Below are 24,913 nucleotides of genomic sequence, written 5' to 3'. Positions count from 1 at the left end.
CCCGCTCCCCGCCCTAGGCTCCGATGCCCGGGACAGGCATGGTCGGGGAGGGGCGCGATGGAGGCGGTACCGGCGCGAGCGCGCGGCTGCGTGGCCGCCGCCGCCCTGCTGGCGCTGCTCTGCGTGCTGCCGCTGCCGACGACACGCACCCCGTGGTGGGCGCTCGCCCTGCTCTCCGTGCTCTACGCCGGCTGCGAGCAGGTCGTCCGCCGCCGCTTCGGCGGCACCTTCTACCCCGTGCTGCTCGCCGGGGCCTTCCTGCTGCCGCCGCCGGCCGCCGCGCTGGTCCCGCTGCCCGCCGCCCTGCTCCTGCCGGGCGGACAGCCCGGTGGAGACGGGCCCGCACCGCTGCGCCGCCTGTGGCGGGCCGCGCGCCCGGCACTCGCGGTGTGGGGCGCCGCCCGGGTGCACTGGGCGCTGGGCGGCCGGGACGCGGTCGTCGCCTCCGACTTCCCCTACGCGCTGCTGCCCGCCGGCGCGGCCGTCCTCGCCTTCTGCCTGATCCTCACCGCCCTGGACGGCGGCATCCGCGCGGCCGCCCTCGGCGTCCCGCTGCGCCGGGCCTGGCGCGGGCTGCTGTCGCGCTCCCTCGCCCCGGTCGCCGTGCACGGGCTCGCCGGGCTGATGATGGCCGTGCTGTGGCGCAGCCCGTACGGCCCGCTCGCCGCGCTGCTCGTGCTGCTGCCGATGTGCGTGTCCTGGTGGATCTTCGCCCAGTACCACCGCGAGCGCGCCGCCCACCAGGCCACCATCCGCGCCCTCGTGCAGGCCGTCGACATCAAGGACGGCTACACCCGCGGCCACAGCGAACGCGTCGGCCAGGCCTCCGTGATGATCGCCCGCGAACTCGGCATGGACGACGAGCGCGTGGAGGTGCTGCGCTTCGCCGGCATCCTGCACGACGTCGGCAAGCTCGGCGTCCCGACGCGGCTGCTGCGCAAGGACGGCCCGCTGACCCCCGAGGAACGCCGGATCATCGAACTGCACCCCGAGTACGGCCACGAGATGGTCCGCGGCATCTCCTTCCTCGGCGAGGCCCGCGCCGCGATCCTGCACCACCACGAACGCCTCGACGGCAGCGGCTACCCGTACGGCCTCGTCGGCGACCGCATCCCCGAGTGCGCCCGCGTCGTCGCCGTCGCCGACGCCTTCGACGCCATGACCTCCACCCGCTCCTACCGCCGGGCCCGGCCCGTCGCGGCGGCCGTCGCCGAGCTCGAGCGGTGCGCGGGCACGCAGTTCGACCCGCGCATGGTCACCGCGCTCGCCCGCGCGCTGGGGCGCCACGGCTGGCACCCCACCGTCACCGCCGAGGAGACGCCCCGCGAGAGCGAGGGCCCGAGGGCGGTCACCGGGACACCCCGATGACCCCGCTGCGGCTCGTGCACGGCGCCGCCGCCCTCGCCGCGGCCGGCTCCCTCGCCGTCACCCTGTGGACCGGGCTCGACGACCGGGGCGTCGCGCTCGCCTTCGGGGTGCTCATCGTTCTGGGCGAGCTGACCCGCTGGGGCGACGCCGGGGCACGGCAGGCCGCCCCCGTCGCCACCGCGGGCTCGCTGTCGTACGCGCTGCTCGGCGCGGACGCCGGACACCCCGCGCACCACGACCCGGCGCAGGTCGTCACCGTCGTCCTCGCCGCCGCCCTGCTCGGCGCCGTCCCGCACATCTGGGCCGGGCGCACCCCCACGCTCGACCACCTCGCGCGCCGCGTGCTCACCGTCGGCTTCGCCGCCGTCTGCTTCCAACCCCTGTACGCCAAGGGCGTGTTCCCCGCCTGGGACGGCCCCGCCTACGCCGTTCTGCTGGTCGCCCTGCTCGGCCTGACCGCCCTGTGCGACGCCGTCCTGGCCGCCGCCGTCGCCCACGCCCGCACCGGCTGGCCGTTCGGCCCGCTGCTGCGCGAGGAGCTGGGCGGGCTTCTCGGCATCGGCTCCGCCGTCTGCGCGACCGGCGCGGTGATGGCGCTCGGGGTGGCCGTCGCCGGGCTGTGGGCGCTGCCCGTGTTCTGCCTCCCCCTGCTGCTCACCCAGCTGTCCCTGCGCCGGTACGCGGCCGTCCGCGCCACCTACCGGCAGACCATCGCCTCCCTCGCCCGCGCCACCGAGATAGCCGGCTGCACCCCCGCCGGCCACGCCCGCCGGGTGGCCGCGCTCAGCCTCGCCGTCGGCCGGGACCTGGGCCTGACCGGGCCCGAACTGACCGTCCTGGAGTACGCGGCCCTCATGCACGACATCGGCCAGCTCAGCCTGGTCGACCCGGTCCCGGCCGGCGCCACCGCGGGTCTGCCGCCGCAGCAGCAGCGCAGGATCGCGCTGCTCGGCGGGGCCGTCGTACGGCAGACCGGGGTGGCCGCCGCCGTCGCCGTGGTGGTGGAGCGGCAGGCCGACCCGTATCGCGAACAGCCGCTCGCCGCCCGGATCGTCCGCGCCGTGAACGCGTACGAGGAGAAGACGCTGGACGCCGGTCCCGAGGGGCCCCTGCGGGCACTGGAGGAGCTGCGCCTGGGCACCGCCGAGGACTACGACCCCGGCGTGGTGGAGTCCCTCGCGCGGGTGCTGGCCCGCCCGCGGGCCTGGGGGGAGAGCGCTCCGGCGGCGGGCGACGGGAGACGCACGGCACTGTCTGACCCCGCGCCCGGCTGGGTAACCCATGGGTAATGAGCGCCTTTCCCGGCGTACGTGGTTGGATGCGAGGGAGAGGGTGTCCGGGGGCACAAGCCAGCCCACTGTGTGAACTGGAACTGGCAGGCGGGAATCGTGAGGATCTTCGGCAAGGGACGGCACCGGCCCTCCGCCTCCTGGCGGCAGGCCACCGACCGCGCGTTCACGCTGATCGGCGACGGCCGGTACGAGGACGCGGGCGAGCTGCTGACACGGGCCGCCGACCTCGAGCCCTGGCTGTCGGAGTCCTGGTTCAACCTCGCCCTGCTGCACAAGTTCCGGCACGACTGGGAGCAGGCGCGGGCCGCGGGACTCCGGGCGGTCGCCCTGCTGGAGCGGGAGACCGGGGCGCCCGACTGGTGGAACGTCGGCATCGCCGCCACGGCCCTGCAGGACTGGCCGCTGGCCCGCCGCGCCTGGCAGGCGTACGGCCTGAAGGTGCCCGGCGGCGCCGCCGTGGCCGGGGAACCGGTCGGCATGGAACTGGGCAGCGCGGCCGTGCGGCTCTCCCCGGAGGGCGAGGCCGAGGTCGTGTGGGGGCGCAGGCTGGACCCGGCGCGGATCGAGGTGCTGTCCATCCCGCTTCCCTCGTCCGGGCGACGCTGGGGCGAGGTCGTGCTGCACGACGGCGTCCCGCACGGCGAGCGCACCACGTCCACCGGGCACGCGTACCCGGTCTTCGACGAGATCGAGCTGTGGGCGCCCTCGCCGGTGCCGACCTGGGTGGTGCTGCTGGAGGCGGCCACGGAGGCGGACCGCGACGCGCTGGAACAGCTGGCCGCCGACGCGGGGTTCGCCGCGGAGGACTGGTCCTCCTCCGTGCGGCTGCTGTGCCGGATGTGCTCGGAGTCGCGGATGCCGTCGGACGAGGGCGAGGGGCTGCAACTGGACCCGCACGACCACAGCGAGCCGGGGCACCCCGGGCCGCTGGGGCACCGCACGGACGGGCAGCTGTGGGTGCCGGAGCGGGAGTGCGGGGTGGCCGCGCCGGCCTCGCTGGTGCGGGGGCTGCTGGACGGGTGGGTCGCGGACAGCCCGGACTCGCGGGACTGGCGGGATCTCGAAGAGGTTTGCTGAGCCTCCGGTGACCGGCCGCCTTTAGGCTGTACCCCGAGACTTTTCCCAGGTTTGCAGGAAGGCGTACGTCGGTCATGGCGCAGCAGGACACCGATCAGCAGCACGCGGGCGTGCTCCCCGTCGACGACGAGGGGTACGTCGTCGACACGGAGGACTGCGAGGGGCGCGAGAAGGCCTGGCGGGAGCGCGGGACCTCGCGGCCGATCACGGTCGTCGGCAATCCGGTGCTGCACACGGAGTGCAAGGACGTCACCGAGTTCGGCGAGGAACTCCAGCAGCTGGTCGCGGACATGTTCGCCAGCCAGCGGACCGCCGAGGGCGTGGGCCTGGCCGCCAACCAGATCGGCGTCGACCTGAAGGTCTTCGTCTACGACTGCCAGGACGACGAGGGCGTCCGGCACGTCGGCGTGGTCTGCAACCCGAAGCCGGTCGAGCTGCCCGCCGAGCGGCGCCGGCTGGACGACAGCAACGAGGGCTGTCTGTCCGTGCCGGGGGCGTACGCGCCGCTCGCCCGTCCCGACTACGCCGAGGTGACCGGCCAGGACGAGCGGGGCAACCCGATCAAGGTCCGCGGCACCGGCTACTTCGCACGGTGTTTGCAGCACGAGACCGACCACCTCTACGGCTACCTCTACATCGACCGGCTGTCCAAGCGGGACCGCAAGGACGCGCTGCGGCAGATGGCCGAGAACGAGCCACGTTATCCGGTGGTCGCCAACGACTAGCCGGCGCCGGGCCGCCTGGGCGTCCGGCCGGGGATCACCCCCGGTCGGGCGCCCTTCGCGTGGCCCCGGTTCGCTCGCCCGTGCGTCGTACAACCGATCTCTTCCATGCGTCTAATGATCCTTAATCGGTCACGCAAGAGGGGATTCTCGGCACCTTGGGGTAGTGAGTGGAGCAAATCCGTTCCCATGGCGGTCAGTTGTGGTGCTGAATGGAGTTGCGGGGATACGCAACGGCGCACGCCCGGCACAACAGGAGGGGTGTGCGCTCCAGGCGGCGGAGAGGGGTTTGTACGTGCATGCTTTCCGACACGGCACCACAACGACGCCCACGGCGGTCGTAGTACCACCCTCGCTGGCACTCCCGGTGATCGAGTCCGCCTTTCCTCGGCAACTGCACCCGTATTGGCCGCGGTTGCAGGAGAAGACGCGGCTGTGGCTGCTGGAAAAGCGGCTGATGCCGGCGGACAAGGTGGAGGAATATGCCGATGGCCTGTGCTACACGGACCTCATGGCGGGCTACTACCTCGGTGCCCCCGACGAGGTCCTGCAGGCCATCGCCGACTACAGCGCATGGTTCTTCGTCTGGGACGACCGGCACGACCGGTACGTCGTCCACGGCCGGCCCGACGACTGGCGGCGCCTGAGGCACCGCCTGCACACGGCACTCGACGCACCCCGGCACCATCTGCACCACCCGGACCCGCTGGTGGCGGGGTTCGCCGACAGCGTGCTGCGGCTGTACGGCTTCCTGCCGCGCACCTGGAACCAGCGGTTCGCCCGGCACTTCCACGCGGTGATCGAGGCCTACGACCGCGAGTTCCGCAACCGCACCGAGGGCTACATACCCGGCGTCGAGGAATACCTCGCCCTGCGCCGGCACACCTTCGCCCACTGGATATGGACGGACCTGCTGGAGCCGAGCGCAGGGTGCGAACTCCCGGATTCCGTGCGGAAAAACGCGGCCTATCGTCGGGCCGCACTGCTCAGCCAGGAATTCGCCGCCTGGTACAACGATCTGTGCTCGCTGCCGAAGGAAATAGCGGGCGACGAGGTCCACAATCTCGGCATCAGTCTCATCACGCACGAGAATCTGACGCTCGAGGAAGCGGTGGACGATGTCAGGCGGCGCGTCGAGGAATGCATCAGTGAATTTCTCCGGGTCGAGCAGGAAGCACTGCGATTCGCCGACGGCCTCGATGACGGCACGGTCCACGGAAAGGAACTGAGCGCCGCCGTGCGCGCCTGCGTCGGCAATATGCGGAACTGGTTCAGCTCCGTCTACTGGTTCCACCACGAGTCCGGCCGGTACATGGTCGACACCTGGGACGACCGGTCCACGCCCCCGTACGTCACGAACGAAGCGGCAGGTGAGAAATGACCGTCGAGTCTGTGCAGCCCGAGACCTCCGAGACCTCCGAGACCTCCGAGACCCCCGAGACCACTCAGACGACAGCACTGCGCGAACCGCCGCTGGCCGGAGGCGCCGTCCCCGGCCTCGGACACGGCCTGAAGCTGGTCCGCGACCCGCTCGCGTTCATGTCCCGGCTCCGCGACCACGGCGACGTCGTACGCCTCAAGCTCGGCCCCAAGACGGTGTACGCCGTCACCACCCCGGCGCTCACCGGCGCGCTCGCCCTCAACCCCGACTTCAAGATCGACGGACCGCTGTGGGAGTCCCTCGAAGGGCTGCTCGGCAAGGAGGGAGTGGCCACCGCCAACGGCCCCCGGCACCGGCGCCAGCGGCGCACCATCCAGCCCGCGTTCCGGCTGGACGCCATCCCGAACTACGGGCCGGTGATTCAGGAGGAGGCGCACGCGCTGACCGGGCGCTGGCGGCCCGGCGAGACCGTCGACTGCACCTCCGAGTCCTTCCGGGTGGCCGTCCGCATCGCCGCCCGCTGCCTGCTGCGCGGCGAGTACATGGACGAGCGCGCCGAGCGGCTCAGCGTCGATCTCGCCACCGTCTTCCGCGGGATGTACCGGCGCATGGTCGTCCCGCTCGGACCGCTGTACCGGCTGCCGCTTCCGGCCAACCGCGAATTCAATCGCGCTCTGGCCGATCTGCATCTCCTGGTCGACGAGATCGTCGCCGAGCGGAGGGCATCTGGTCAAAAGCCGGACGATTTGCTGACGGCATTGCTGGAGGCGAAGGACGACAATGGCGACCCCATCGGGGAACAGGAGATCCACGACCAGGTCGTCGCGATACTCACCCCCGGCAGCGAAACAGTGGCGTCCACGATCATGTGGCTGCTGCAGGTGCTCGCGGAACACCCGGAACACGCACGGAAGGTACGCGACGAGGTCGAATCCGTGACCGGCGGCCGGCCGGTCGGATTCGAGCACGTCCGCTCACTCAGGCACACCAACAATGTCGTCACCGAAGCCATGCGGCTCAGGCCGGCCGTATGGATTCTGACGCGGCGCGCGGTGACCGACACGGCACTCGGCGACTATCGCATTCCGGCCGGGGCGGACATCGTCTACAGCCCCTACGCCATCCAGCGCGACCCCCGCTCGTACGACCGCCACCTCGACTTCGACCCCGACCGGTGGCTGCCGGAGCGGGCCACGGAGGTGCCGAAGTACGCCATGAGCCCCTTCAGCGTGGGCAACCGCAAGTGCCCCAGCGACCACTTCTCCATGACCCAGCTGAGCCTGATCACGGCGGCGGTCTCGGCGAAGTACCGCTTCGAGCAGGTGGCGGGGTCGAACGACAGCACCCGCGTGGGCATCACGCTCCGCCCGCACAACCTGCTGCTGAGGCCCGTGGAGTGGTGACGGGCGACTCCTGATATCGGCGCGCGCTCAGGCGGCCTCCGGGCCCCGGAACGCGCGCCGGTAGGCGTTCGGGGTGGTGCCGAGCGCCCGGACGAACTGGTGGCGCAGCGCCGCCGCCGTACCGAACCCGGTGCGCCAGGCGATCGTGTCGACGGTCTCGTCGGTCGCCTCCAGCAACTCCTGTGCCCGCAGCACCCGTTGGCGCAGGATCCACCGGTAGGGCGTGGTTCCCGTCTCCTGCTGGAAGCGGCGGGCGAAGGTGCGCGGCGCCATGTGGGCGCGGGCGGCGAGCTGTTCCACGGTCATCTCCTGGTCGAGGTGCTCCTCCATCCACACCAGCACCTCGCCGACGGTGTCGCACGGCCCCTTGGGCAGCGGGCGTTCGATGTACTGCGCCTGCCCGCCGTCCCGGTGCGGCGGTACGACCATCCGGCGGGCGATCTTGTTGGCGACCTCGGGGCCCTGCTCCTTGCGCACGATGTGCAGACAGGCGTCGATGCCGGCGGCGGTGCCGGCCGAGGTGATCACGGGATCCTCGTCGACGTAGAGCACGTCCGGCTCGACGGTCAGCCGCGGATACTGGCGGGCCAGCTCCTGCGCGTGGTGCCAGTGCACGGCGCAGCGCCGGGCGTCCAGCAGCCCGGCGGCGGCGAGCACGAAGACGCCCGAGCAGACGCTGAGGACCCGGGCGCCCCGGTCCACCGCGCGGCGCAGGGCGTCGAGCAGCTCGGGCGGAAACTCCCGGGCGTCGTAGCGGGACCCGGCCGGCACCGCGATCAGGTCGGCCGCCTCCAGCCGCTCCAGGCCGTGCTCGACCTGCAGGGTGAACCCGGCGTTGCAGCGCAGCACCGGGCCCTCGGCCGAGGCGACCGCGAAGTCGTACACCGGCAGGCCGTCGTCACTGCGGTCGATGCCGAAGACCTCGCAGACCACGGCCATCTCGAAGGGGTTCACGCCGTCCAGCAGCACGGCCACCACGTTCTGCAGCATGCGGCCAGTGTGCCTCGCCGGTGGCAGTAAATCGAGGGTATACGGCAGTCCTGCCACTCCCGGTAAGGACTGTCCGGAGCGACAGTGGTGTCCATGAACGGGACACAAGCAGAAGGACTGCTCGGAATGATCGCCGTGATCGGGATCCTCGGCCTCCTGATCCTCCCGGCGCTGATCGGCGTCGTCCACGACGCGATCATCGACCGCCAGATCAGGAGGGCACAGCGAGAGGAGGTGGCGCAGAACCCGCCGGAGCCGAAGCAGCCGCACCGACCCCACAGGCACCACGGCGCGGCCCGCCCCGTCTGAGGGGACCTGTGCGCCGTGGCACTCGAGTAGCCGCCGGTCAGAAGTCCTCGTCCAGGTCCACGGTGCCCTCGACCGCGACCTGGTACGCCGACGGGCGGCGCTCGAAGAAGTTCGTCAGCTCCTGGACACCCTGCAACTCCATGAAGGAGAACGGGTTCTCCGAGCCGTACACCGGGGCGAAGCCCAGCCGGGTGAGCCGCTGGTCGGCGACGCACTCCAGGTACTGCCGCATCGACTCGGTGTTCATGCCCGGCAGGCCGTCCCCGCACAGGTCGCGCGCGAACTGCAGCTCGGCCTCCACGGCCTCCTCGAGCATGTCGGTGACCTGCTGCCCGAGCGCGTCGTCGAACAGGTCCGGCTCCTCCTTGCGGACGGTGTCGACCACGTCGAAGGCGAAGCTCATGTGCATGGTCTCGTCGCGGAACACCCAGTTGGTGCCGGTGGCGAGACCGTGCAGCAGGCCCCGGCTGCGGAACCAGTAGACGTACGCGAACGCGCCGTAGAAGAACAACCCCTCGATGCACGCGGCGAAGCAGATGAGATTGAGCAGGAAGCGGCGGCGGTCGGCCCTGGTCTCCAGCCGCTCGATCTTCTCGACCTCGTTGATCCACTTGAAGCAGAAGCCGGCCTTCTCGCGGATGGAGGGGATGTTCTCCACGGCCGCGAAGGCCGCCGCCCGGTCCTCCGGGTCGGGCAGGTAGGTGTCCAGCAGCGTCAGATAGAACTGGACGTGCACGGCCTCCTCGAAGAGCTGCCGTGAGAGATACAGCCGCGCCTCGGGGGAGTTGATGTGCTTGTACAGCGTCAGCACCAGGTTGTTGGCGACGATCGAGTCGCCCGTCGCGAAGAACGCGACCAGCCGGCCGATGAGGTGCTGCTCCTCGGGCGTCAGCTTCGCGAGATCGGCGACGTCCGAGTGGAGGTCGACCTCCTCCACGGTCCAGGTGTTCTTGATCGCGTCCCGGTAGCGCTCGTAGAAGTCGGGGTAGCGCATGGGGCGCAGGGTCAGCTCGAAGCCCGGGTCGAGAAGGTTCGTGGTACGGGTGGTCATTACTGGCAGGCCTCGCAGGACTCGGGGTTCTCAAGGGAGCAGGCGACCGCGTCGGGGTCGGCGACCTGCTGCACGGGGACGGTCTTCCGGGTCTGCGCCCGGGCCGCGCGGGCGATCCGGGTCGCCGGGCGGGAGCGCAGGTAGTACGTCGTCTTCAGCCCCGACTTCCAGGCGTACGCGTACATCGAGGAGAGCTTGCCGATGGTCGGCGTCTCCAGGAAGAGGTTCAGGGACTGCGCCTGGTCCAGGTACGGGGTGCGGGCCGCGGCCATGTCGATCAGACCGCGCTGCGGGATCTCCCACGCCGTGCGGTACAGCCGCCGTACGTCCTCGGGGATCCAGCCGAAGTCCTGCACCGAGCCGTTCGCCTCGCGCAGCGCCTCACGGGTGCGCGCGTCCCACACGCCGAGCTTCTTCAGGTCCTGTACCAGATAGGAGTTGACCTGGAGGAACTCGCCCGACAGCGTCTCGCGCTTGAACAGGTTCGACACCTGCGGCTCGATGCACTCGTACACGCCCGCGATGGAGGCGATGGTGGCGGTGGGCGCGATGGCCAGCAGCAGGGAGTTGCGCATGCCGGTTTCGGCGATACGGCCGCGCAGCGCCGCCCAGCGCTCCGGCCAGGTCGGCTCGGCGCCGTAGTGGTCGGGGTGCAGCACGCCCCGGGCCGTGCGGGTCTTCTCCCAGGCCGGCAGCGGGCCGTTCCGCTCGGCGAGGTCGGCGGAAGCCTCGTACGCGGCGAGCATGATCCGCTCGGCGATCCGCGTGGACAGGGCCCTGGCCTCCGGCGAGTCGAAGGGCAGGCGCAGCTTGAAGAAGACGTCCTGCAGCCCCATCGCGCCGAGGCCGACGGGACGCCACTTGGCGTTCGACCGGCCCGCCTGCTCGGTCGGGTAGAAGTTGATGTCGACCACGCGGTCGAGGAAGGTGACGGCGGTGCGGACGGTGTCGTCCAGCCGCTCCCAGTCGATGTCGCCGGCCGCCGTGTCGACGAAGGCGCCGAGGTTCACCGACCCCAGATTGCACACGGCCGTCTCGCCGTCGTCCGTGACCTCCAGGATCTCCGTGCAGAGGTTGGAGGAGTGGATCACGTGCCCCGGCAGGGCCGTCTGGTTGGCGGTGCGGTTGGCCGCGTCCTTGAAGGTCATCCAGCCGTTGCCGGTCTGCGCGAGGGTGCGCATCATCCGGCCGTACAGCTCACGGGCCGGCAGGGTCTTCTTCGCCAGGCCCGCCTGCTCGGCCTTGCGGTAGGCGGCGTCGAACTCCTCGCCCCACAGGTCCACCAGCTCCGGCACGTCGGAGGGGGAGAACAGCGACCACTGCTCGTCGGCCTCGACCCGGCGCATGAACTCGTCCGGGACCCAGTGCGCGAGGTTCAGGTTGTGCGTACGGCGGGCGTCCTCACCGGTGTTGTCCCGCAGCTCCAGGAACTCCTCGATGTCGGAGTGCCAGGTCTCCAGGTACACCGCGGCGGCGCCCTTGCGCCGGCCGCCCTGGTTCACGGCCGCCACCGAGGCGTCCAGCGTCTTCAGGAACGGGACGATGCCGTTGGAGTGCCCGTTGGTGCCGCGGATCAGCGAACCGCGGCCGCGGATGCGGGAGTAGGACAGACCGATGCCGCCGGCGTGCTTGGAGAGCCGGGCCACCTGGTGGTAGCGGTCGTAGATCGAGTCCAGCTCGTCCTTGGGGGAGTCCAGGAGGTAGCAGGACGACATCTGCGGGTGCCGCGTGCCGGAGTTGAAGAGCGTGGGGGAGGACGGGAGGTAGTCGAGGCGGCTCATGAGCCCGTAGAGCGCGGCGACTTCGTCCACCGAGCGGGCGGTGTCGTCCTCGGCGAGGCCGGCGGCGACCCGCAGCATGAAGTGCTGGGGCGTCTCGACGATCTTGCGGGTGATCGGATGCCGCAGCAGGTAGCGGCTGTACAGGGTGCGCAGGCCGAAGTAGCCGAAGCGGTCGTCGGCCGTGCGGTCGATCAGCGCGTCGAGCCGCTCGGCGTGCAGCCGTACGAACGCGGCGGTCCGGTCGGCGATGAGCCCCTCGCGGTGCCCGACGGCGACCGACTCGGTGAAGGACGTCACGCCCTGCGAGGCGGCCTCGGCGCGGATGGAGAGGGTGAGCAGCCGGGCGGCCAGCCGGGAGTAGGCAGGGTCCTCGGAGATGAGCCCGGCGGCGGCCTCCGTGGCCAGCTCGCGCAGCTCCGCCTCGTCGGCGCGGGCCGACCGGCCGCGCAGCGCGGCGGCGGCGACCCGGCCGGGGTCGGCGTCGGGGAGGTCGGCGGTCAGCTCGGTCAGGGTCCGCAGCAGCGCGGCACCGGGACCGTCGGTCTCCACGGCGGCTGAGATACCGCTGTCTGAAGCCGGATCTGCTGGCGCGATGGTCACGTGGGGCTCTCCCTCGCTCGGCACGGGGGCCTTCGCGTAAGGGCAGGGGCAGCCACGAGCGCACACGGCGTCGCGTCCACCGGCCCATTCCACGAGGCCCGGACGTCTGGGGGCACCCGGACCGGACGGCCGGGCGCGCTGCCGGCAGGTCCTCGGACTGACTCCTGGGCGCAGACGCGCACAAGTACACCGTTGCGGGACAGTTCCGGATTCGCACCGGATTCCCCTGCGGCGACAGCGAGCATGAGCATACATGTAGTGCCGGGCTGTCGCGTCACCCCCAGATGTTGTGTCGGGGCGGTGTCACAGCGTCAACTCATAGGTGAGCAGCGTGATGTCGTCCAGCTCCGGGAGAGGCTTCCAGTCCCGCTCGGGCGTGCGGACGAAACCCAGGCGTTCGTAGATGCGGTGGGCGGCGCGCATGCTGCGCTGGGTGGACAGGACCACGGCCCGGCAGCCCTCGATGGCCCGTGCGCGCTCGACACAGGCCCGCACGAGGGCCTCGCCCGCCCCCTGGCCGCGGGCCGCCGCGGCCACGGCGAGCATCCGGATCTCGGCCTCTGCCGGGCGGGCGATGTCGGCCATCGGACCGGGGGAGGGCACGAAGGTGACCCCGCCGAGGAGGGTGCCGTCGCGCACCGCCACGAGCACCTCCGCGGCTGCCGCGCGCCGTGCCACGTCTTTGAGTTCACCGAGGTAGGCGTCGCTCTCGCCGAAGTCCAGGAGGCCGTCCTGGAGATAGGCCCGGGCGGTGATCCGGCCCAGGGCGTCGTACTCGTCGGGCGTGGCCCGCCGGATCACGATGTCCATGGCACCGAGTGTGCCGGAGGGGTACGACAAAGGGCCGCCGGAATGTCTCCGGCGGCCCCTCGTACGGCAGTCGGTCAGTGACCGGCGCCCGCGGTGGCGGGCGGCAGCTCCACCTGGACCCCCGGGTCGCCGGCGTCCGCCGTGTAGTCCTCCGGCTTGGTCTCGTCCACGCCCTCGGGGGCCTTCACGGCCTTGAGGACGAAGGTGACGACCACGGTGACCACGACGTTGAGCACGAACGCGGTGAGGCCGATGTAGCCGATCTCGCCGATGCCGGGGATCTCCTTGGCCGAGCCGCCGAAGTGCTTCTGGGTCGGGGAGGCGACCCCGTACGCGGCGAGCGTGCCGTACACCATGCCGACCGCCCAGCCGGCGAGCAGCGCCCAGCGGTGGAACCAGCGGGTGAACAGGCCGCCGACCAGCGCCGGGAAGGTCTGCAGGATCCAGATGCCGCCCAGCAGCTGGAAGTTGATCGCGACGGTCTTGTCCATGGTGAGGACGAAGACCAGGGCGCCCACCTTCACCAGCAGCGACACGATCTTGGAGACCTGGGCCTCCTGCTTCGGCGTCGCGTCCGGCTTGATGAAGTCCTTGTAGATGTTGCGGGTGAACAGGTTCGCCGCCGCGATCGACATGATCGCCGCCGGCACCAGCGCGCCGATGCCGATCGCCGCGAAGGCCACGCCCGCGAACCAGTCCGGGAACATGTCCTCGAACAGCTGCGGGATCGCCAGCTGCCCGTTGGTGACCTTCACCCCGGCCGCGATGGCCATGAAGCCCAGCAGGGCCAGCAGGCCGAGCATCAGGGAGTACAGCGGCAGGATCGTGGTGTTGCGGCGGATCACCTCACGGCTCTTGGAGGAGAGCGTCGCGGTGATCGAGTGCGGGTACATGAACAGCGCCAGGGCGGAGCCGAGGGCCAGCGTGGCGTAGGTCCACTGACCGGCCTCGGGCGGCGCGAGCGCGCCGCGCGGCTTGCCCGTCGCCGGGTTGACCTGGCTGAACGCGTGGCCCGCCTTGGCGAAGACGTCGTCGAAGCCGCCCAGCTTGATCGGGATGTAGATGATCGCCACCGCGATGACGATGTAGATCAGCGCGTCCTTGACGAACGCGATCAGCGCGGGGGCCCTCAGACCCGACGAGTAGGTGTACGCCGCCAGCACGCCGAAGGCGATCAGCAGCGGCAGGTCCTTCACGAACCAGTTCGTGTTGTCGCCGCCGCCCACGCCCATCACGTCCAGCACCGCCTGGATGCCGACGAGCTGGAGCGCGATGTACGGCATCGTCGCGAGGATGCCGGTCAGCGCCACGGCGAGCGACAGTCCCTTGGAGCCGAAGCGGCCCCGGACGAAGTCGGACGTGGTGACGTAGCCGTGGCGGTGGCTGACCGACCACAGGCGCGGCAGGAACGTGAAGATCAGCGGGTACACCAGGATCGTGTACGGCACCGCGAAGAAACCGGACGCGCCCGCCGCGTAGATCGCCGCCGGTACGGCGACGAAGGTGTACGCCGTGTACAGGTCACCGCCGAGCAGGAACCAGGTGATCCAGGTGCCGAACGACCGTCCGCCCAGGCCCCATTCGTCCAGCGAGTGCTCGTTCTCGGCCCTGCGCCAGCGGGCGGCGAGGAAGCCTATGACCGTGACGGCCAGGAAGAAGAAGATGAAGACGCCGAGCGCGACGCCGTTGACACCGGTCTTCACTTCGCCTCACCGCCCGTCGCGGAAGCGGAGGAGTCCTGGGCGGCGCGGGAGCGCTGGTCGTGCTGCCACAGCTTGTACGCGGTCATGGTGAGCGCGGTGGAGATCAGCACCCAGAGCATCTGGTACCAGTAGAAGAAGGGGATCCCGATGAAGGCGGGGTCCGTCTTGGCGTAGGAGCCGACCCACAGCATCGCCACGAACGGCGCGACGAGGCACAGGCCGATGATCACCCGGACCGGCGTCACGACCGGAGGTCTCACTTCAGGACTGCTGGACATGGCACGGCTCTCCGTCCCCTCGCTGATCACCTGTGTAATGCGCAGGCAATCTAGGTGACGGCGTCCCGCCAGCGGAAGACCTCGTTCACATATCGGTATACCGATTCAGCGAAGACCGGCGCGCCTCACTCGGCAGGCCGCTTCAGCCGCGCCACGAACTTGTAGCGGTCACCTCGGTAGACGGACCGCACCCACTCCACCGGCTTGCCCTCGCGGTCCAGGGAGTGGCGGGAGAGCATCAGCATCGGCAGGCCCACGTCGGTGCCGAGCAGGCCGGCCTCGCGCGGGGTGGCCAGCGAGGTCTCGATCGTCTCCTCGGCCTCCGCGAGATGGACGTCGTAGACCTCGGCCAGGGCGGTGTAGAGGGAGGTGTACTTCACCAGGGAGCGGCGCAGGGCCGGGAAGCGCTTGGCGCTCAGGTGCGTGGTCTCGATGGCCATCGGCTCGCCGTTGGCTATGCGCAGCCGCTCGATGCGCAGCACCCGTCCGCCGGCGGCGATGTCGAGCAGCCCGGCGAGCCGGTCGTCGGCGGTGATGTAGCCGACGTCCAGCAGCTGCGAGGTGGGCTCCAGGCCCTGGGCGCGCATGTCCTCGGTGTAGGAGGTGAGCTGCAGCGCCTGGGAGACCTTGGGCTTGGCGACGAAGGTGCCCTTGCCCTGGATGCGCTCCAGGCGGCCCTCGACCACCAGCTCCTGCAGGGCCTGGCGGACCGTCGTGCGGGAGGTGTCGAACTCGGCCGCCAGCGTGCGCTCCGGCGGGACCGGCGTGCCCGGCGCCTGGGTCTCGGTCATGTCGAGCAGGTGCTTCTTCAGGCGGTAGTACTTGGGCACGCGCGCCGTACGGACGGTCGTCCCGGCCTCGTTCTCCGCACTGCTGACGTCGGTGCTCATGCTCTGCCTTCCCGGCTCCGGTGCCGACAGCGACCGGCAGCCCACCGGTCACGGCTCACATCGTGGCACGGGTTCTTCTGTCAGGACTCCACCCGCACGCTCCGTGATCTCCTCTATATACAGTGGTGACCGAGGCTGGTCTAGTCCAACCGGCGGCCGGACCGGGTCAGATCCCCTGCCAGTCCGGCTTGCCCGCGTAGGTGTGGCGGAAGTAGTCGGCCAGCTTCAGCTTGGACGCGGCCGCCTCGTCGACGACCACGGTGGCGTGCGGGTGCAGCTGGAGCGCGGAGGCCGGGCAGACCGCCGCGACCGGCCCCTCGACGGTGGCGGCGACCGCGTCCGCCTTGCCCTCGCCGGTCGCCAGCAGCACCAGGTGCCGGGCCTCCAGGATGGTGCCGATGCCCTGGGTGATGACGTGGTGCGGGACCTGCTCGATGTCGCCGTCGAAGAAGCGCGCGTTGTCGACCCGGGTCTGCTCGGTCAGCGTCTTGATCCGGGTCCGGGAGGCGAGCGAGGAGCAGGGCTCGTTGAACCCGATGTGCCCGTCGGTGCCGATCCCGAGCAGCTGCAGGTCCACCCCGCCGACCTCGGCGAGCGCCCGGTCGTACGCCGCGCAGGCCGCCTGGACGTCCTCGGCGGTGCCGTCGGGCCCGAGGAACTTGTCCATGCCGATGCCGAGCGGCTGAAGCACCTGACGGCGCAGCACCGAGCGGTAGGACTCGGGGTGGTCGGCGGGCAGCCCCACGTACTCGTCGAGCTGGGCGATGCGCGCCCGCGAGGTGTCGACGGCGCCGGAACGCACCTTGGCGGTCAGTGCCTGGTAGACGGGCAGCGGGGTGGAGCCGGTGGCCACGCCGAGCAGGGCGTCGGGCTTGCGTCGCAGCAGCTGTGCCATGGCCTCGGCGATCAGCTCGCCACCCGCCGCGGCGTCCGGAACGATGACAACTTCCACGCTGGGGCCTGCCGTTCTGAAGTGGGCTCTGGGCGTCACTATGTGGTTTAGACCAATCTAACAGAAGGGGGTCCGCCGGGACACGACCCCTTCCCGTTCTCCGATCGTGCCACCGCCCCGCACCAGGCGCTCCTGGCCTTCCGGGGGCGCGGCTACCAGCGCACCTCGCTCACCGACCTGACCCGGACCATGGGCCGCGGAACGGCTCGCCGCAGGCAGGGTGCCGGTGCCCTCGCCCGGCATGCGGCCGCCGCGCTGCAGGGCATGTCGCGGCAGACACGCGACGGCGTGCGCCGGGGGACCGGAGGCGCTCGGGGAAATTGCCGGGGCCATCTGGCCCCGCGGCCGACCCGGGCGGGCTAGGCTGCATGGCATCGGGTGCCATGCGCCGGGTCGTGCAGGGGGCGTGCATGCCGGCCGGGCCATGGACACAGCGGTGTGGTCTAGTCCACAATCGACCGTGGGCAGCCAACTGAACAAGCCTCCGCCTTCCCCGCACAGGAAGGCGGACCGAGGAACCGGAGCTCTCTGCCCTGACTGCCCCGGCTCCTCGACCTTCGGCCGACCGGGACCGCACACCCCACGGCCGATGATGCTCCGGGCTGCGGTGCCGGGAGGGTTGAGGGTCCCTTCCAGGCGCCGCGGCCCGCGGGTGTTTTTCGGCCCCGTTCAAACGTGCGGGTACGCTCGCAGACGTGCCCTCCATGAACGAACTGGTCCGCCAGCACACCGCCCTCGACGACTCCGATCTCGAGTGGCTCCACCTGCTGGTCTCGGAGTGGCAGCTGCTCTCCGACCTCTCCTTCGCCGACCTCGTCCTGTGGGTCCCCACCCGGGACGGCACCCGGTACGTCTCGGTGGCCCAGATGCGCCCCAACACCGGCCCCACCTCCTACCAGGACGACATGGTCGGCCACCTCGTCCCGCGCGGCCGCCGGCCCATGCTGGACGCGGCGCTGGACGAGGGCCGGATCGTGCGCGAGGGCGACCCGGAGTGGCGCGAAGAGGTCCCCGTACGGGTCGAGTCCATCCCCGTACGACGCGACGGCCGCGTCCTCGGCGTGATCGCCCGCAACACCAACCTGCTGACCGTGCGCACCCCGAGCCGCCTGGAGCTGACCTACCTCCAGAGCGCCTCCGACCTGGCGCAGATGATCGCGGCCGGCTCCTTCCCCTTCCCCGACCAGCAGGTCGACATGGACGCCTCGCCGCGCGTCGGCGACGGCCTGATCCGGCTCGACGCCGACGGCATCGTCCAGTACGCCTCCCCGAACGCGCTGTCCGCCTACCACCGCCTCGGCCTCGCCGCCGACCTGGTCGGCCACCACCTCGGGCAGACCACCGCCGAACTCGCCCCGACCCGCGGCCCGGTGGACGAGGCACTCGTCAAGCTGGCGAGCGGCTGGGCGCCGCGCGAGTTCGAGATCGAGGCCAACGACGGCGTCATCCAGTTCCGGGCCATCCCGCTCAAACCGAAGGGCACCCGGATCGGTTCGCTGGTGCTGTGCCGGGACGTCACCGAACTGCGCCGCCGCGAACGAGAGTTGATCACCAAGGACGCCACCATCCGGGAGATCCACCACCGGGTGAAGAACAACCTCCAGACGGTGGCCGCGCTGCTGCGGCTCCAGGCCCGGCGCATCGACTCCGAGCGCGGCCGGGAGGCCCTGGAGGAGGCCGTCCGCCGGGTCGGCTCCATCGCCATCGTGCATGAGACGCTGTCTCAGAACCTGGATGAGCGCGTGGAGTTCGACGACATCGCCGACCGCGTCCTCGCCATGGTCGCCGAGATCTCGCCGGGCAAGGTGACCGGCCGGCGCACCGGGCGCTTCGGCATACTCGACGCCGAGGTCGCCACCCCGCTGTCGATGGTCCTCACCGAGGTCCTGCAGAACGCCCTGGAGCACGGCTTCCGCCAGGGCGACACCGGCACGGTCGAGGTCTCCGCGGTCCGCGGCGGTACGGCGAAGGAGGCCCGCCTGCTGGTCACCGTCCAGGACGACGGCGTCGGCCTGCCCGAGGGCTTCGACCCGCACCGCTCGGGCAACCTGGGCCTGCAGATCGTGCGCACCCTGGTGGAGGGCGAGCTGGGCGGCGCCTTCGACATGGTCCCGGCGCCGGGGCGGGGGACCAGGGTGATCCTGGACATTCCGGTGCGGGCGCAGAAGTAGTCCACCCCAACCGGCGTACGCCGAGGGCCGTTTGAGCACAGCAAAAAGCCCCGGACCGCCGTTGGGTCCGAGGCTCGTGCTCGTTGCTGCTCCGCGTAGTGCTAAGCGCATCGGGGGATACTGCGCGCTGCGGCTCGGGGGCGGGAGATGCGTGCGTGCTGCACGCGCCGCCAAGCTCAGGCTGTCAGCAGGGGTGGGTATGTCAGGCGGAGGCCTGACGAGCCCGGTTGCGGGCGGCGCGGCGCTTCATGGCGCGGCGCTCGTCCTCGCTGAGACCACCCCAGACGCCGGAGTCCTGACCGGACTCGAGCGCCCACTGCAGACACTGCTCGATCACCGGGCAGCGACGGCAGACGGCCTTGGCTTCCTCGATCTGCAGCAGCGCAGGACCGGTGTTGCCGATGGGGAAGAAGAGCTCGGGGTCTTCCTCGCGGCAAACGGCGTTGTGACGCCAGTCCATGGCTGCTACCTCTCCTAGGTTCTCTGTACGTATGACGTGCAGGTTGCTTGTGAATGTGAACGCTTTCACGAATCCCTCAACAAGTGAAGGGCCGAACGCCGAGTCTTCCCCGGCGTGGTCCTGTGTGTGAAGAGGGGTTCCGGTGATCAGTGGAGGCCGGTGTTGCGGGCCGTCCCGATCGCCACGTAGAGACTCGCAAACCTCAGCGACGGATACAACCCCTTCCGGAAAGTTTTTTTTGATTCCTCGGTGTCGACTAGGTCACAGCCGTACTTCCATGGGGTGGATCCTGGCCTAAACGTTCGAGTGAAAGGACTTTTGCCTCTTCCGCTCACACAATCACACGCAGTGCACGGCGTACACCTGTGAACGTCACGCTCGTACGCAGTCCTAGGTGGTCTCCGTCCATCTGCAGGGGCAGAGGAGCCTTCGAATGCAAGGTGAACTGATCCAGATCGTGCAGCGAGACCACGTGCTTGCCATGGGGTCCGCGCTCGGGGGACGAAGTGAGCAACTGGGTGCCATACCGGGCAACCGCGGCCGTCGACAGACGGCTGAGACCGAGCACGTCGACGCCGGTGTCGAACGAGGCCTTAGGCGATGTGTACATGGGGCGATTGCCGAGATACGTCCAAGGGGACGTGTTCGAGACTATGGCCACCACCAGATCGGTGACCGGGTCCTCGCCCGGCCGCTCCAGGGTGATGGAGCCGTGCCGGCGGTTCGGCTCGCCGAGGAACTGCCGGACCACCTGGCGCACGTACAGCGCGTGGGTCGACTTCTTCCCGCGCTCGCGCTGCTGCTCGACCCGTCCGACGACGCCCGCGTCGAACCCGAGCCCCGCGTTGAAGGTGAACCAGCGGTCCGGGACCGCCTCGTCCTCGGTGCCGGGCGTGCCCGAGGTCAGCCCGAGCCCGACGACCCGCTCCCGGCCCTCCCGCAGCGCGTCCAGGAGGGCGCCGGTGGCCTCGACCGGGTCGTTGGGCAGGCCCAGGGCGCGCGCGAAGACGTTCGTGGAGCCGCCGGGCACCACCGCCAGACCGGGCAGGCGGTCCAGGGCCGGACCGGCGTGCAGGAGGCCGTTGACGACCTCGTTGACCGTGCCGTCGCCGCCGAGGGCCACCACGAGGTCGACGTCCTCGCTGTCCGCCGCCTGCCGGCCGAGGTCGCGCGCGTGGCCGCGGTACTCGGTGGTGACCGCCTCCAGCTTCATCTCGCTCGCCAGCGCGTGGATCAGCACGTCACGTCTGCGTGCGCTTGTGGTGGTTGCCGCCGGGTTGACCACGAGAAGTGCACGCATGGAGGGCAGCGTACCTACTGGGGGGTACCCGGCCCAGACCGAGGTAGGGATCCGGTAAGAGACGGGGGCGTGAGCCTGGCCACGTGGGACCCCGTCACCGCGGAGCGCCCGTCGAGCACCGCCCCGGCCCCGGCTACCCTGCTGGGGTGAGCAGTCAGCAGAAGCCCGCCCAGGACACCGCCGAAGCCCCCGCGGGTCCCCGCCCCCGCCGGCTGACCTACGCCGCCGTGCTCGCCGGGCTGGAAGGCGTCGCGCTCGTGGCCGGCGGCCTGTGGGTGCTCGTGCTCGGGATCACCGGCGACCCGGACGACCGGCAGCAGGCCGTGACCCTCGGCATCACGCTCGCCGTCCTCGCCCTGCTGCCGCTGCTCGCCGCGCGCGGACTTCTCCTGCGGCGCGGCTGGAGCCGCGGGCCCGCGGTGATCACCCAGCTCATGGCGCTGCCGATCGCCTACAACCTGCTCAAGGCCGACAGCATGGCCGTCCCCGCCGGCGCCGTCATCGCGGTCGTCGCCGTGGCGGCGCTGGTGCTGCTCGTCAACGGCGAGACGACCCGGGCCCTCGGCATCAAGGGACCGGGCCGCGCCGAATAACCGGCCTCACTCCTCGACGAGGAGCTTCTCCCGCAGCTGGGCCAGGGTGCGGGCCAGCAGCCGGGAGACATGCATCTGGGAGATGCCGACCTCCTGCGCGATCTGCGACTGGGTCATGTTCCCGAAGAAGCGCAGCAGCAGGATCCGCTTCTCGCGCGGCGGAAGATCCTCCAGCAGCGGCTTGAGCGACTCCCGGTACTCCACGCCCTCCAGCGCCTCGTCCTCCGCGCCGAGGGTGTCGGCGACCGCCGGGGACTCGTCGTCGGTGTCGGGGACGTCCAGGGACAGCGTGGAGTACGCGTTGGCGGACTCCAGGCCCTCCAGGACCTCCTCCTCGGAGATCGCGAGTTTCTCGGCCAGCTCGTGGACCGTGGGCGAGCGGCCGTGCAGCTGGGACAGCTCGGCCGTCGCCGTGGTCAGCGACAGGCGCAGCTCCTGCAGCCGGCGCGGCACCCGGACCGCCCAGCCCTTGTCCCGGAAGTGCCGCTTGATCTCGCCGACCACGGTCGGCGTGGCGTACGTGGAGAACTCCACGCCGCGCTCCGGGTCGAACCGGTCGACGGACTTGATCAGACCGATCGTGGCGACCTGGGTCAGGTCGTCCAGCGGCTCGCCGCGGTTGCGGAACCGGCGGGCCAGGTGCTCCACGAGCGGCAGGTGCATACGGACCAGCTGATTGCGCAGCTCCGCGTACTCCGCGCTGCCCGGGTCCAGCGCGCGCAGCTTCACGAACATCGCCCGCGCCCCGCTGCGGTCCGCCGGGTCGTGCTGCACGGCCTGTACGGCCTCCGTGCCCAGCGCGTCGTCCTCGGCGTACCGCTCGTGCTCGCTCATCGTCCCGCCCGTAGCCCTTCTGCGAGCCCTGGCCCCCGTGCGGCCGCCGGGCCCTGCCGGTGGTACGTCCTGGACGGCGCCGTCACCACCGATCCGCGCGGAGTCGTCCTCCGGATGCGGCCTGGCCTGCTCGGGGATGCCGTCGACGCCGTCCGTCATGCGCCGGGACATGCCCGGGGCAGCCGCCCCGGAGACGTCGTCCGTGCTCGGCCAGGGGGCACCCCCGTCCCCGGCCGGCAGCTCCCGTGTGCCGCGCTCTTCGTCCCGCACCGGACCGTCCCCGTTCCTCACGCCGGGCCAGGGCCCGCGCCGCGCTGTTTGTAGAGGCTGATCGACACGGTCTTGTCCTCGTCGACGGCGGACGAGACCTTGCCGGCGAGGGCCGAGAGCACGGTCCAGGCGAAGGTGTCCCGCGACGGGGCGTGACCGTCCGTGGTCGGCGCCGAGACCGTGACCTCCAGCGAGTCGTCGACGAGCCGGAAGACACAGCCGAGCACGGAGCCGGGCACGGCCTGTTGGAGCAGGATCGCGCAGGCCTCGTCCACGGCGATGCGCAGGTCCTCGATCTCGTCCAGGGTGAAGTCCAAGCGGGCCGCGAGACCGGCCGTGGCCGTCCGCAGCACCGACAGGTAGGCACCCGCGGCCGGCAGCCGGACTTCCACGAAGTCCTGATTCGCCGCGGGCTCGCCTGCGATCTGGGACACCCTCACCTCCATGGTGGTACAAGCTCTACGGGGCCGAGGGTCGCCCCTCGGGGTAACGCGTACGTGGTTCCGCGGTGACGCTATCGCGCTCCGAACGGTCCTGTCCCGGGACCCCAACCCCCCTGGCGTCACTCACAGTAAAGCTGTGCATACGCTCCGTGTCTAGAGGGTTTGCGCCCCCAAATGGGAACAGCGCGCGCCGGATTGACGTACCCAGACGTCAGACGCCCGAACCGTCGTCAGGCCGCCGCCGCATGCAGTGTCACACGACAACGGGGTCGAACGGGAACACGATCACCGGGAATCCCGGCGACGATCAGGGCGCTCAGACCAGCACGTGGTCGACGAAGCACCACCGCCACTCCTCGCCGGGCTCGTACGTCCGCATCACCGGGTGACCGGACTGCTCGTGGTGCCGCGTCGCGTGCCTGCCGGGCGAGGAGTCGCAGCAGCCGACATGGCCGCAGGTGAGGCACAGGCGCAGCTGGACCGGGTGCGTGCCGTCCCGGAGGCACTCCGGGCAGGTGCGGTCGAGCGGTTCCGGCTCCGGGTGCGGCAGCGCGTCGACGTGCGTGCACTGTTTCATGATTGCCAGATTACGACGGGCGTGCGGGGGACCGCGCGGAAAACGAGGGTGGGCGAGGATCATGGACGTGATGCCGCTGCTGTTGCTGGTGGCGGGCAGTGCGGCGGTCGCGGGGGCCGCCCGGCGCACCCCGGTGCCGGCGCCGCTGCTGCTGGTCGCCGCGGGCCTGGCGGTGTCGTACCTGCCCGGGGTCCCGCACTACAACCTCGACCCGAACGTCGTCCTGCCGCTGGTGCTGCCGCCGCTGCTGTACAAGGAGGGCACCGAGAGCTCGTACCTGGATCTGCGCGCCCAGATGAGGCCCGTGGGACTGCTGTCGATCGGGTACGTGCTGTTCGCGACCTTCGCCGTCGGCTGGGTCGCCTATCTTGTCGTACCGGGGCTGCCGCTGCCCGCCGCGCTGGTGCTGGGCGCGGTGGTCGCGCCGACGGACGCGGTCGCGGCCGCGTCGATCGCGCGCCGGGTCGGCCTGCCCTCCCGGATCACCACCATCCTGCAGGGCGAGTCGCTGCTCAACGACGCCACCGCGATCACCGCCTACCGGGTGGCGCTGGCCGCCGCCGCCGGCGAGGGCGCCACCTGGGCGGGCGGGATCGGCGAGTTCCTGCGGGCCGCCATCGGGGGCGTCGTCGTCGGCCTGGTGCTCATGGTGCCGATCCACTGGCTGCGCACCCACCTGAAGGAGGTCCTGCTCCAGAACACCCTCTCCCTGCTGATCCCGTTCGTCGCCTACGGCGTCGCCGAGCAGTTCCACGGCTCCGGCGTCCTCGCGGTCGTGGTGGTCGCGGTCTATCTCGGGCACCGCGCGTGGGAGGTCGACTTCGCCACCCGGCTGCAGGAGGACGCGGTGTGGCGGATGGTCGCCTTCCTGCTGGAGTCGGCGGTGTTCGCGCTGATCGGCCTGCAACTGCCGACCGTCCTCAAGGGGTTGGGCGCCTACCAGGGGGCCGACGCGGCCTGGTACGCGATCGCGGTCTTCCTGGTGGTGGTCGCGGCCCGCTTCGCGTGGGTGTTCCCGGCGACGTTCCTGCCCCGCGCGCTGTTCCGGCGCATCAGGGAGCGGGAGCCGGACACCACCTGGCGGGCGCCGGTGGTGACCGGGTGGGCCGCCATGCGCGGGGTGGTCTCCCTGGCCATCGCGTTCTCCATCCCGCTCACGGTGCACGGCGGCGCCCCCTTCCCGCAGCGGAACCTGATCCTCTTCCTGACCTTCACCACGGTCATCGGCACCCTCGTGGTGCAGGGCCTCACCCTCGCGCCCCTGATCCGCCTGATGCGGTTCCCCGGCCGCGACCCGCAGGCCGAGACGCTCGCCGAGGCCAACGCCCAGGCGCAGGCCTCCCGGGCCGCCGAGAGCCGCCTGGACGACCTTCTCGCCGACGAGCGCAACGCCCTGCCCCCGCCGCTCGCCGACCGGCTGCGCACGGTCCTGGAGCGCCGCCGCAACGCCGTCTGGGAGCGCCTCGGCCAGACCAACCCGATCACCGGCGAGTCCGTCGACGTCACCTACCGGCGGCTGTCCCGCGAGGTGATCGGCACCGAACGCGAGGTCTTCGTCAAGCTCCGCGACCACCGCTACATCGACGACGAGATGCTGCGCGCGCTCCTCAGACGCCTGGACCTGGAGGAGGCGGCGGCCTACCGGGAGGCGGAGTAGG

General features: G+C 71.1%; 23 protein-coding genes and 1 riboswitch. Of the genes, 10 read left to right on the top strand and 13 right to left on the bottom strand.

Annotated elements, in window-relative coordinates; translation table 11 throughout:
* Positions 1-57: 57 nt before the first annotated feature.
* The 6 genes from AB0950_RS00390 (at position 58) to AB0950_RS00365 (ending at position 7,243) form a co-directional block, all read left to right on the top strand.
* Positions 58-1,368, top strand: coding sequence for an HD-GYP domain-containing protein (locus AB0950_RS00390; RefSeq protein WP_360154777.1), 1,311 nt, complete (start codon positions 58-60; stop codon positions 1,366-1,368).
* Entirely contained in the window at positions 1,365-2,657 is a 1,293-nt protein-coding gene (locus AB0950_RS00385; protein ID WP_366777473.1) for a metal-dependent phosphohydrolase, read from the top strand. Before AB0950_RS00390 ends, AB0950_RS00385 begins: the two co-directional genes overlap by 4 nt.
* Positions 2,658-2,756: 99 nt before the next feature.
* On the top strand, positions 2,757-3,737 hold the full coding sequence (locus AB0950_RS00380) for a tetratricopeptide repeat protein (protein ID WP_360154783.1): 981 nt from the start codon (positions 2,757-2,759) through the stop codon (positions 3,735-3,737).
* Positions 3,738-3,811: 74 nt separating this feature from the next.
* Entirely contained in the window at positions 3,812-4,462 is a 651-nt protein-coding gene (def, locus tag AB0950_RS00375; protein WP_360154786.1) for a peptide deformylase, read from the top strand.
* 292 nt (positions 4,463-4,754) lie between these two features.
* Positions 4,755-5,840, top strand: a complete 1,086-nt coding sequence (gene cyc1, locus AB0950_RS00370; RefSeq protein WP_360574834.1) for an epi-isozizaene synthase — start codon at positions 4,755-4,757, stop codon at positions 5,838-5,840.
* A complete protein-coding gene (locus tag AB0950_RS00365) occupies positions 5,837-7,243 on the top strand; it encodes a cytochrome P450 (protein ID WP_366777472.1) in 1,407 nt (468 codons plus the stop codon). Before cyc1 ends, AB0950_RS00365 begins: the two co-directional genes overlap by 4 nt.
* Positions 7,244-7,270: 27 nt before the next feature.
* Here AB0950_RS00365 and AB0950_RS00360 read toward each other — a convergent pair whose 3' ends face one another.
* The gene (locus tag AB0950_RS00360; protein WP_360154796.1) at positions 7,271-8,233 is read right to left on the bottom strand and encodes a helix-turn-helix domain-containing protein; all 963 of its coding nucleotides are present in this window, start codon (positions 8,231-8,233) and stop codon (positions 7,271-7,273) included.
* Between the two features lie 93 nt (positions 8,234-8,326).
* Here AB0950_RS00360 and AB0950_RS00355 point away from each other — a divergent pair, with 93 nt between their 5' ends.
* Positions 8,327-8,542, top strand: coding sequence for a hypothetical protein (locus AB0950_RS00355; protein ID WP_360154799.1), 216 nt, complete (start codon positions 8,327-8,329; stop codon positions 8,540-8,542).
* A 37-nt stretch (positions 8,543-8,579) separates the two neighbouring features.
* Here AB0950_RS00355 and AB0950_RS00350 read toward each other — a convergent pair whose 3' ends face one another.
* The 7 genes from AB0950_RS00350 to nagB form a co-directional block, all read right to left on the bottom strand.
* Positions 8,580-9,593 carry a ribonucleotide-diphosphate reductase subunit beta gene (locus tag AB0950_RS00350; protein ID WP_360154802.1) on the bottom strand — a complete coding sequence of 338 codons (1,014 nt, stop codon included), beginning with the start codon at positions 9,591-9,593 and terminating at the stop codon, positions 8,580-8,582.
* Complete coding sequence (locus tag AB0950_RS00345) at positions 9,593-11,974, bottom strand: ribonucleoside-diphosphate reductase subunit alpha (RefSeq protein WP_366777471.1); 2,382 nt, start codon at positions 11,972-11,974, stop codon at positions 9,593-9,595. Before AB0950_RS00345 ends, AB0950_RS00350 begins: the two co-directional genes overlap by 1 nt.
* Positions 11,975-12,099: 125 nt before the next feature.
* Positions 12,100-12,232, bottom strand: a riboswitch (cobalamin riboswitch).
* Between the two features lie 45 nt (positions 12,233-12,277).
* On the bottom strand, positions 12,278-12,784 hold the full coding sequence (locus tag AB0950_RS00340) for a GNAT family N-acetyltransferase (RefSeq protein WP_360154808.1): 507 nt from the start codon (positions 12,782-12,784) through the stop codon (positions 12,278-12,280).
* Between the two features lie 74 nt (positions 12,785-12,858).
* Positions 12,859-14,487, bottom strand: a complete 1,629-nt coding sequence (gene mctP, locus AB0950_RS00335) for a monocarboxylate uptake permease MctP (protein ID WP_360154811.1) — start codon at positions 14,485-14,487, stop codon at positions 12,859-12,861.
* The gene (locus AB0950_RS00330; protein ID WP_360154814.1) at positions 14,484-14,765 is read right to left on the bottom strand and encodes a DUF3311 domain-containing protein; all 282 of its coding nucleotides are present in this window, start codon (positions 14,763-14,765) and stop codon (positions 14,484-14,486) included. The genes mctP and AB0950_RS00330 overlap by 4 nt, the downstream gene beginning before the upstream one ends.
* Before the next feature lie 125 nt (positions 14,766-14,890).
* Positions 14,891-15,655: a GntR family transcriptional regulator gene (locus AB0950_RS00325; RefSeq protein ID WP_366777470.1), complete on the bottom strand. Its 765-nt coding sequence runs from the start codon at positions 15,653-15,655 to the stop codon at positions 14,891-14,893.
* A 166-nt stretch (positions 15,656-15,821) separates the two neighbouring features.
* Entirely contained in the window at positions 15,822-16,607 is a 786-nt protein-coding gene (gene nagB / locus AB0950_RS00320) for a glucosamine-6-phosphate deaminase (protein WP_366777469.1), read from the bottom strand.
* Positions 16,608-17,311: 704 nt separating this feature from the next.
* Here nagB and AB0950_RS00315 point away from each other — a divergent pair.
* Positions 17,312-18,778 (top strand): PAS domain-containing sensor histidine kinase, encoded by a 1,467-nt coding sequence (locus AB0950_RS00315; protein WP_360155275.1) that lies wholly within the window; start codon positions 17,312-17,314, stop codon positions 18,776-18,778.
* Positions 18,779-18,980: 202 nt separating this feature from the next.
* Here AB0950_RS00315 and AB0950_RS00310 read toward each other — a convergent pair whose 3' ends face one another.
* On the bottom strand, positions 18,981-19,238 hold the full coding sequence (locus AB0950_RS00310) for a WhiB family transcriptional regulator (RefSeq protein WP_003992873.1): 258 nt from the start codon (positions 19,236-19,238) through the stop codon (positions 18,981-18,983).
* A gap of 331 nt (positions 19,239-19,569) precedes the next feature.
* Positions 19,570-20,538, bottom strand: coding sequence for a diacylglycerol kinase family protein (locus AB0950_RS00305; RefSeq protein WP_360154821.1), 969 nt, complete (start codon positions 20,536-20,538; stop codon positions 19,570-19,572).
* A 146-nt stretch (positions 20,539-20,684) separates the two neighbouring features.
* Here AB0950_RS00305 and AB0950_RS00300 point away from each other — a divergent pair, with 146 nt between their 5' ends.
* Positions 20,685-21,131: a hypothetical protein gene (locus AB0950_RS00300; protein ID WP_360154824.1), complete on the top strand. Its 447-nt coding sequence runs from the start codon at positions 20,685-20,687 to the stop codon at positions 21,129-21,131.
* Positions 21,132-21,137: 6 nt separating this feature from the next.
* Here AB0950_RS00300 and AB0950_RS00295 read toward each other — a convergent pair whose 3' ends face one another.
* The 3 genes from AB0950_RS00295 to AB0950_RS00285 form a co-directional block, all read right to left on the bottom strand.
* Positions 21,138-22,235 carry an RNA polymerase sigma factor SigF gene (locus tag AB0950_RS00295; protein WP_360154827.1) on the bottom strand — a complete coding sequence of 366 codons (1,098 nt, stop codon included), beginning with the start codon at positions 22,233-22,235 and terminating at the stop codon, positions 21,138-21,140.
* Between the two features lie 17 nt (positions 22,236-22,252).
* Positions 22,253-22,669: an anti-sigma regulatory factor gene (locus AB0950_RS00290; RefSeq protein ID WP_055705999.1), complete on the bottom strand. Its 417-nt coding sequence runs from the start codon at positions 22,667-22,669 to the stop codon at positions 22,253-22,255.
* Between the two features lie 325 nt (positions 22,670-22,994).
* Positions 22,995-23,255 (bottom strand): UBP-type zinc finger domain-containing protein, encoded by a 261-nt coding sequence (locus tag AB0950_RS00285; RefSeq protein WP_360154830.1) that lies wholly within the window; start codon positions 23,253-23,255, stop codon positions 22,995-22,997.
* A gap of 61 nt (positions 23,256-23,316) precedes the next feature.
* Here AB0950_RS00285 and AB0950_RS00280 point away from each other — a divergent pair, with 61 nt between their 5' ends.
* Complete coding sequence (locus tag AB0950_RS00280) at positions 23,317-24,912, top strand: Na+/H+ antiporter (RefSeq protein WP_360154833.1); 1,596 nt, start codon at positions 23,317-23,319, stop codon at positions 24,910-24,912.
* Position 24,913 lies beyond the last annotated feature (1 nt).

It is taken from the genome of Streptomyces sp. NPDC007189, from assembly GCF_040703635.1.
GTDB lineage: Bacteria > Actinomycetota > Actinomycetes > Streptomycetales > Streptomycetaceae > Streptomyces.
Note: the sequence above shows the minus strand (reverse complement) of the source record. Positions and strands in the feature narration are given on the sequence as shown.

Coding starts and splice junctions, on each gene's coding strand:
- AB0950_RS00285 (WP_360154830.1), bottom strand. CDS start 23,255: ATGAAACAGTGCACGCACGTCGACGCGCTGCCGCACCCGGAGCCGGAA.
- AB0950_RS00355 (WP_360154799.1), top strand. CDS start 8,327: ATGAACGGGACACAAGCAGAAGGACTGCTCGGAATGATCGCCGTGATC.
- AB0950_RS00315 (WP_360155275.1), top strand. CDS start 17,312: ATGAACGAACTGGTCCGCCAGCACACCGCCCTCGACGACTCCGATCTC.
- AB0950_RS00385 (WP_366777473.1), top strand. CDS start 1,365: ATGACCCCGCTGCGGCTCGTGCACGGCGCCGCCGCCCTCGCCGCGGCC.
- AB0950_RS00340 (WP_360154808.1), bottom strand. CDS start 12,784: ATGGACATCGTGATCCGGCGGGCCACGCCCGACGAGTACGACGCCCTG.
- AB0950_RS00360 (WP_360154796.1), bottom strand. CDS start 8,233: ATGCTGCAGAACGTGGTGGCCGTGCTGCTGGACGGCGTGAACCCCTTC.
- AB0950_RS00325 (WP_366777470.1), bottom strand. CDS start 15,655: ATGAGCACCGACGTCAGCAGTGCGGAGAACGAGGCCGGGACGACCGTC.
- AB0950_RS00390 (WP_360154777.1), top strand. CDS start 58: ATGGAGGCGGTACCGGCGCGAGCGCGCGGCTGCGTGGCCGCCGCCGCC.
- AB0950_RS00305 (WP_360154821.1), bottom strand. CDS start 20,538: ATGCGTGCACTTCTCGTGGTCAACCCGGCGGCAACCACCACAAGCGCA.
- AB0950_RS00365 (WP_366777472.1), top strand. CDS start 5,837: ATGACCGTCGAGTCTGTGCAGCCCGAGACCTCCGAGACCTCCGAGACC.
- AB0950_RS00280 (WP_360154833.1), top strand. CDS start 23,317: ATGGACGTGATGCCGCTGCTGTTGCTGGTGGCGGGCAGTGCGGCGGTC.
- AB0950_RS00350 (WP_360154802.1), bottom strand. CDS start 9,593: ATGACCACCCGTACCACGAACCTTCTCGACCCGGGCTTCGAGCTGACC.
- def (WP_360154786.1), top strand. CDS start 3,812: ATGGCGCAGCAGGACACCGATCAGCAGCACGCGGGCGTGCTCCCCGTC.
- AB0950_RS00310 (WP_003992873.1), bottom strand. CDS start 19,238: ATGGACTGGCGTCACAACGCCGTTTGCCGCGAGGAAGACCCCGAGCTC.
- AB0950_RS00330 (WP_360154814.1), bottom strand. CDS start 14,765: ATGTCCAGCAGTCCTGAAGTGAGACCTCCGGTCGTGACGCCGGTCCGG.